This is a genomic window from Methylobacterium sp., assembly GCF_019745455.1.
Lineage (GTDB): Bacteria > Pseudomonadota > Alphaproteobacteria > Rhizobiales > Beijerinckiaceae > Methylobacterium.
Genome location: NZ_JAIETD010000008.1, coordinates 1 through 7,358, shown reverse-complemented (window position 1 = coordinate 7,358; position 7,358 = coordinate 1). Strand labels below are relative to the sequence as shown.

Below are 7,358 nucleotides of genomic sequence, written 5' to 3'. Positions count from 1 at the left end.
CGCATGCGTTTCCGGGAGTTGGAGCCACCCTCCAGACGGACCGAACCCTGCTGCTCCTGCGCGAGCGGCGTCGGCATTAGGTTCGTCGGTGTAGGCGAGGATCCAGGCCCTCTGCCGGCGGTGAAGATGGCCGGCGTGCCAAGCACCCACCACGAGCGGCGTTGGGGCGTATGCGAGAGCCTCCAGGCGGGCAAGCACCCGGTCGCCGCCGCGAGTTCGGAGGCTAGGGCTGTTCTCAACAGCGACCCAACGCGGTCTGCATTCCCCGACGATCCGAAGGAACTGATCAAAGCCGTTGCCGGAGCGTGCGCCGTCGAGGCCTCTGCCTCTGACGTTGGCGACTGAGAGGTCCTGACAAGGTGGCGACCCGATGACTGCGAATGGCAGTGCTCCGACTTCGTCCAGAAGCCGAGCTGCCGTGAGTCCCCCGACGTCCGAGAAGAGCTTCGCGTGCGGAAAGTTGGCGCCGTAGATGCGCCGGCGCCAGGGGTCGAGTTCACAGGCGGCGATCGTGCGGAATCCCGCACGTTCCATTCCCAGGCTCCAGCCGCCGCAAGCGCCGCTGAACAGGTCGAGCGTTGTCGGAGCCGTCATTCATCCGCGTCAGGAGGCATGCCCCTCGGCGGCGATGCGGCGACGGAGCGCCTTACCGACCGCGCCGGGGCGGATGTACGGGGCATGCGCGTTCGTCAGCAGCTGAGCGACCACGCGCGTGCGGCGATGATGGGCCATGCGCGCCTCGACGGCGTCGACGATGACGGACATCTGTCCGACGGTCGGCAGCGACATCGTGTTCCGGCGATCGTGCATGGTCTTCTCCCTCACGCGTCGTGTCCTGCTGACATCGGCGCCCACGAAGGAATGGGACGCCGAAGATGCCCGCGTTTTCATGGAATGGCAACACGCCATTCCTTCGTTGGTTCCGTACCGTCCAGCGCGATACGACAGGTATGGGGGAATGGTTTCGGAACCGTGAAAAATTATGGCAGCGTGGCCGTACCGGAAGGATGGCCGGCGCGGCGTCGAACGTCGATCCGCGCCGGCCGGCGGACCGGACCACGGATCGACGGGGGATCCCATGCTGCTTCCACGAGAGTGGTCGGGGGATCCTTTGAAATGAAGGATTCGTCCGAAAATGGTTTCAGATCCATTGCTTCGAACTGGGCATTTGCGCGATCCAAATTTCCGACCTAATACTCCTTCAGGGCCTCCGCCGATCCGCAGTCCGAAGGAACGACGGCTTCCTGGGCCTCCACAAGCACGTCGCTCCGGCGACAAGGAGTTGGTACTATGAAAGCCATGATGCTCCGCGTCGCTGGACGCGGTTCCGAAGCCCGCCGCGAGTTCGCACTCGTCCGCGCCGCCGCCCGCCGCAAGGGTCTGACCCTCATCGAGACCGCGATGGTGCTCGCCATCGCCGCGGTGTTCATCGCCGGCGTGATGCTGTTCTTCCAGAACGCCTCGATCTCGGCCAAGACCAACGAGGCTACCAGCCAGCTGGCCGCGATCCAGCAGGCCGTCCGCACCGTCTACGCCGGTCAGGCCAGCTACGACAGCGCCAACGGCACGATCGTCCAGGGTCTGATCGCCACCCGTTCGGTCCCCTCGAAGATGGTGAACACCACCACCCAGTCGCTGCGCAACGCCTTCAACGGCGACGTGGACATCCAGCCGGTCGCCAACGGCGCGAACTTCGACGTGGTGTTCAACGGCCTGCCGTCGGACGCCTGCGCCAAGATGCTGACCATGGATTTCGGCCGCGGCCTGCTCTCCGTCTCCGGCTCCGCGACCGTCCAGTCGGCCGGCGGCTCCTCGGGCTCCTCGGGCTCGACTGGTCCGATGACCCCGACCGATGCCGGCGCCGCTTGCGGCAACAGCAACACCTCCTCGATCAAGTGGACCTTCTTCTAGGATCCACTCCGATCTCGGAATGGACAGGGGGCGCCTCGCGGCGCCCCTTTTTCGTTGGCCCCACGGTTCGGCGGGTGCGGAACAAACACCGGGGGGAGATCCGTTGTCGGATCCTGAGTCGAGGGGTGGCTGCCAACGAAATAGGTGGGCACCCTCCAACGAAGTTTGCCCCTCGTATCCTTGATTTCGTCAGATCCCATCTGACTTTTACGCCCATGATGCCCCGCCTTATCCTTCGAGCTTCATTTTCGTGGGCAACCTGGGCCAACACAGTCCCGTTCTGACCTCCGCAGAACGGAGGCTTCACATGAACTGGAGAACAGCAGCTCTCGCGCTTGCTCTCGGCGTATCCGCCGGCGGAGCGGATGCCGCGAGCCTCTATCAGAACTGGTACCCGAACACGCCCTACGTCGGGCCCAGCCAGGACTACGCCGCCTACCAGCGCTACCCGGGCGGCTTCGGCTACGCGACGGCTCCCAGGGGTGCCGATGCCTACGGGTACGGCGGCTACGGTGGGTATGGATACGGCGGCTACGGCGGCTACGGGGCGGCCGGCTACGGTTATGGCGGCGGCTACCAGGGCATCAGCTTTGGCGGCTACTACGAGACCGACTATTCCAACTACCGCCCGCCGAGCTACTACACCTCGCCGAGCGCCGACGTGCGTCCGTATTCGTACTACAACTCGCAGAACAACGGGCGCGACTACCCGGCGAGCTTCTACAGCGGCGACGGATACGACTTCAACGGGCACGGCCCCTACTCGGGCTACGGCACCCTGGGCTTCCGCGGGATCTCGTTCAACGGCGGATCCTACGAGCCCAACGCCGGTCTCGAGGACCCGGCCTCGTACCAGGGCGGCATCTATCCGTCTCCGAACCGCTACTCGCAGTCGATCGGCAGCGCCCAGGCGGCCCGGTACGGCAGCCCGGCCTACCAGGGCGGCTTCGCCGTGGTGCCCAGCTCCGGCTACTATGCGGTCGCCGGCGGCCCACTGAAGCGGTCCCAGTACTACAACGACGCCGTCTACACGACGCTCGGCACGGGCTTCCGGCCCGCCGGCCGCGCCTACGACGATCGGAGCGCGGGAGCCGCCGAGGCCTACGGCTACGAGCGTTCGTGGCGCGACGTGCCGCGTGAGCGACAGAGCGACGTGCGCGACGCCTACCCGCCGCAGCAGCGGTCGGCCCTCGGCCCGTACCCACGCGGCCGCATGGACGACTACCTGCCCGGCACGAAGCGCTGGGACGACGAGCGCCTCCGCCGTCGCGTGTCGCGGTGCTCGGAGCGCACCGTCTACAGCGGCACCGAGGCGCGTACATCGAGATTCTGCAGGCCCTGCAACGTCTATCGTGCCGACGGGTACGAGCGGACCGCCTGCGGACCGGAGCGGGTCGTGGCGAAGGACTGAAGCCTCTGCACACGTCGCGATCGGCATGGGGGTCCCTCCTTTCGGAGGGGCCCCTTTCTCGTTGGGCGCGGGCGACGCGCCCGTCGATGTCAGTAGAAGTGCCGGCGCGGTCCGTAGAAGCGACGCGGGCCGTAGGGGCGCGGTCCGTAGAAGCGGCGGGGACCGTAGAAGCGCCGCGGGCCGAAGAAGGGCCGGCACTGGCCGAAACGGCCGCGGGTGAAACCGGGACCGCAGCCGAAGGCGGCCTCGGACACCTGCGCGTCGCCGGCGAGTGTCTGGCCGGAGACCGGCGCGAGCGGTGCGGCAAGGACGGGGGAGGCGATGCTCGCTCCCAGGGAGATCAAGGCTGCCGTCAGCACCGTTTTGACGTTCATCGTGTCATCCATCGAAAAACCGCCGGCCCCGGGACGTCCCGGGGCAACGCAGGCGTGGGATCCCCTCAACAAATTCGTCCACCCCGGGTTTCACCGCTGCGCGGCCCGCAGGTCACCGCCCACGCCGGCCTCGGCCCGCCTTTGCCGTTTTCGCACGCCTGGGCCATGCTTTTCCGGCACACGGAGAGAAGCATGAAGGACGATCGCGAACGCCTCCTCGAGGAGTTCATCACCACCACCTGGGACGCCCTCTTCGTCGGCCCCCAGAAGAAGCTCGGCGTCACGGACGGCGGGCTGTGCGGGATCTTCGCCTCGGGGCATCCCCTCCTCGAACGGACCCGCGAGGCCATCGAGGCGAAGGCGCCCGGCTTCGTCGTGACCGAGGAGCAGGCGTTCGGGACCGTCCTGCCGGAGCTCACGGAACGCATCGATCTCGAACCGGCGAACCTTCGGGGACTGGGCCGAGAGTACCTTATGCGCCTCGGCGAGGTCGTGGGCGCGGATCTGGTCGACGACGACCTGGTGGATGCCTACGGGCGGATGCTGAAGGACTACGTCGATCACGAGGCGGACCACCAGGTTCTCAGCAACATACCTTCCCGCCCCGGCGCCTGAGACCGACCATGACCGCCATCCCGCTCGTTCAGCTCGTCGGCGTCTACCACGTGGGATCGCTCGATCCCTCCCGCCGGGGGCTGTTGCACCGGGCCAGCCAGGAAGGGCCGTGCCTTTCCGTCTCGCTCTGCCCGGAAGCGTGGACGTCCATCGCGCGTCTCGGCGGCAGCCAGCTGCACGAGATGCGGCGGGACGGTGCCGCCTTCCTCGACGTGCTCGAGGCCATGGAGGATCCCGAACTGCGGTGCGTCATCGTCGGGTGGGCGGAGGCGGAGGGCCTCCTCGTCTTCCGCGAGCAGTGGAAGGCGTGGAGGTTCGACGACGAGATGGAGGAGTGGGGCTACACGCTCCTGGACACGCGGGATGAGGCCGAGGAGGAGGTCGACGAGCTGTCGGGCGGGCCCGACGGCGGTCCCGCGCTCGAACTCCTGATGGGATACGGAGCGACGAAGGTACTGCCGGAGCGCCTCGGCATCGAGCCGTTCGACGACGCCTTCGCACTCGATTTCGCCGCCATGCTCTGGGCCCGGGACGCGGCTCCACATCTGCTCGGCCGCACCTTGGACGGCGTCTGGTTCCGGGAGGATCACGCTCCAGAGCGCATGTCGGCGCCGCGCGGCGGCATCTTCCCGGAGGCGATGTCCGGCTGGACCTCCATCCCTCTGCCGCCCGGATCCGTCGACGATGAGGTCGCGCTCGCGCAGATGCCGGATTCCGTCCGCCTGCCGTTGTCCCCACCCGAGACGGTCTACGCCTTCGCCTCCTGAGGTCGGGTCGCGGCGACGACGGGCGTCGCGCCCGATCCCGCTGTCGATCCTTTACCACGCCCGCGTTCGAGGGGTGTCCGCCAACGAAATTGGCGATTGACATGCCGATCCGAGCGTTTACTCCTTCCTGTCAGTTTCATTCCTTCGTTCGGGGTCGATGCGGCCCCGGCGGCGGTCCGGCCGGTCGTGTGAGATCGCCCCAGATATGGTCCATATGCCGAACGCCTCCACCAGATCTGGTTCGATCGTTGTGATTTTCATGCGTCGATCCTAGCGTTCGTTCCTTCGATGCGGACGAACCGGATCCGCAGCGATTCCTTCCGAAAGCGCGCCGAACGAGCGCGTCGCAAGCTGCCGTAGAAGAAAGGCCTCCCCATGAAGATCGATCGCCGCATCACGACCGCGGAAGGCGGTCCCTACGCCGGAATCACGTTCAAGGGCGTGACCAGCGAAATCAAGAACCCCGACGGCTCCACGGTCTTCCGCCTCGAGGGCATCCAGGTCCCCGACTTCTGGTCGCAGGTCGCGAGCGACGTCCTCGCGCAGAAGTACTTCCGCAAGGCCGGCGTGCCGGCGATCCTCAAGAAGGTCGAGGAGAACGACGTCCCGTCCTTCCTGTGGCGCTCGGTCGCCGACGAGGACGCGCTCGCGGCACTGCCCGAGGACGAGCGCTACGGCGGCGAAGGCGACTCGCGGCAGGTCTTCCATCGTCTGGCCGGCTGCTGGACCTACTGGGGCTTCAAGGAGGGCTACTTCCGCGAAAGCGTCGGCGACGCCTTCGACTTCGCCCGCGAGGAGCGGAACGCACGGGCCTTCTACGACGAGCTCGTGGCGATGCTGGCGCGGCAGATGACGGCGCCCAACAGCCCGCAGTGGTTCAACACCGGCCTGCACTGGGCCTACGGCATCGACGGCCCGAGCCAGGGCCACTACCGGTACGACAAGGATCTCGGGAAGGTGGTCCCGACGACCAGTTCCTACCTCTACCCGCAGCCGCACGCCTGCTTCATCTCCTCGGTCGAGGACGACCTCGTGAACGAGGGCGGCATCATGGACCTCTGGGTCCGCGAGGCTCGCCTGTTCAAGTACGGCTCCGGGGTTGGCTCCAACTTCTCCAAGCTGCGCGGCAACAACGAGAAGCTCGCCGGCGGCGGCAAGTCGTCGGGCCTGATGTCCTTCCTCCAGATCGGCGACAAGGCGGCCGCGGCGATCAAATCCGGCGGCACCACCCGCCGCGCGGCCAAGATGGTGATCGTCGACATCGACCATCCCGACATCGAGGCCTACATCCAGTGGAAGGTGAAGGAGGAGTACAAGGTCGCGGCCCTCGTGACCGGGTCCAAGATGGTCTCCCGCCATCTCTCCGCCGTGCTGAAGGCCTGCGTGAACTGCGAGGGCGATGCGGAGGCCTGCTTCGATCCCGAGCGCAATCCGGCCCTGAAGCGCGAGATCAAGGCTGCCCGCAAGGCCTGCGTGCCGGACGCGTACATCAAGCGCGTCGTGCAGTTCGCCCGCCAGGGCTTCACGAAGATCGAGTTCCCCGTCTACGACACCGACTGGGAGTCCGAGGCCTACCTCACCGTCTCGGGCCAGAACTCGAACAATTCGGTCTCGATCACGGACGACTTCCTCCGCGCCGTCGAAGCCGATGACGACTGGCACCTGACCGCCCGCACCACCGGCAAGACCGTCAAGACGGTCAAGGCGCGCGAGCTCTGGTCCTCGATCGGCGAGGCGGCATGGGCGTCGGCAGATCCGGGCCTGCACTTCAACACGACCATGAACGATTGGCACACCTGCCCGGCGGAGGGCCGCATCCGCGGCTCGAACCCGTGCTCGGAGTACATGTTCCTGGACGACACCGCCTGCAATCTGGCGTCCGCGAACCTCATGAGGCTCAACGCCGACGGCCGCTTCGACATCCCCATGCTCGAGCACGTCAGCCGCCTCTGGACGATCGTCCTCGAGATCTCGGTCGCCATGGCGCAGTTCCCGAGCGCCCGCATCGCCGAACTGTCCTACCGCTACCGTACCCTGGGCTTCGGCTACGCCAACATCGGCGGCATGCTGATGTCCAGCGGCATCGCCTACGACAGCCGCGAGGGTCGGGCGATCTGCGGCGCCATCACCGCCATCATGACGGGCGTCGCCTACGCCACCTCGGCCGAGATGGCGGCCGAGCTCGGCGCCTTCGACGGCTACGCGCCGAACGCCGAGAGCATGAAGCGGGTCATCCGCAACCATCGGCGCGCCGCCCGCGGCGAGACCGAAGGCTACGAG

The 7,358-nt window shown here is 67.0% G+C and carries 7 protein-coding genes and 1 pseudogene; 5 read left to right on the top strand and 3 right to left on the bottom strand.

The features are described from left to right. The coding region (locus K2Y56_RS26420; RefSeq protein ID WP_366848049.1) for a DNA cytosine methyltransferase at positions 1–534 on the bottom strand (534 nt) is incomplete at its 3' end. 69 nt (positions 535–603) lie between these two features. Next, on the bottom strand, positions 604–825 hold the full coding sequence (locus K2Y56_RS01330) for a hypothetical protein (RefSeq protein ID WP_292504056.1): 222 nt from the start codon (positions 823–825) through the stop codon (positions 604–606). Between the two features lie 465 nt (positions 826–1,290). Between K2Y56_RS01330 and K2Y56_RS01325 the strand changes: the two genes are divergently transcribed. Next, on the top strand, positions 1,291–1,911 hold the full coding sequence (locus K2Y56_RS01325; RefSeq protein ID WP_292504054.1) for a type 4 pilus major pilin: 621 nt from the start codon (positions 1,291–1,293) through the stop codon (positions 1,909–1,911). A 307-nt stretch (positions 1,912–2,218) separates the two neighbouring features. Further along, entirely contained in the window at positions 2,219–3,322 is a 1,104-nt protein-coding gene (locus tag K2Y56_RS01320; RefSeq protein ID WP_292504051.1) for a hypothetical protein, read from the top strand. 89 nt (positions 3,323–3,411) lie between these two features. On the opposite strand, the gene K2Y56_RS01315 is transcribed toward K2Y56_RS01320, so the two are convergent. Next, positions 3,412–3,696, bottom strand: coding sequence for a hypothetical protein (locus K2Y56_RS01315; protein WP_292504048.1), 285 nt, complete (start codon positions 3,694–3,696; stop codon positions 3,412–3,414). A 192-nt stretch (positions 3,697–3,888) separates the two neighbouring features. Between K2Y56_RS01315 and K2Y56_RS01310 the strand changes: the two genes are divergently transcribed. The 3 genes and pseudogenes from K2Y56_RS01310 to K2Y56_RS01300 form a co-directional block, all read left to right on the top strand. Continuing rightward, positions 3,889–4,311 carry a hypothetical protein gene (locus K2Y56_RS01310; protein ID WP_292504047.1) on the top strand — a complete coding sequence of 141 codons (423 nt, stop codon included), beginning with the start codon at positions 3,889–3,891 and terminating at the stop codon, positions 4,309–4,311. An 8-nt stretch (positions 4,312–4,319) separates the two neighbouring features. After that, positions 4,320–5,078 carry a hypothetical protein gene (locus K2Y56_RS01305; protein ID WP_292504044.1) on the top strand — a complete coding sequence of 253 codons (759 nt, stop codon included), beginning with the start codon at positions 4,320–4,322 and terminating at the stop codon, positions 5,076–5,078. 375 nt (positions 5,079–5,453) lie between these two features. Then, positions 5,454–7,358, top strand: a pseudogene (locus K2Y56_RS01300) (ribonucleotide-diphosphate reductase subunit alpha); the annotation flags it as partial.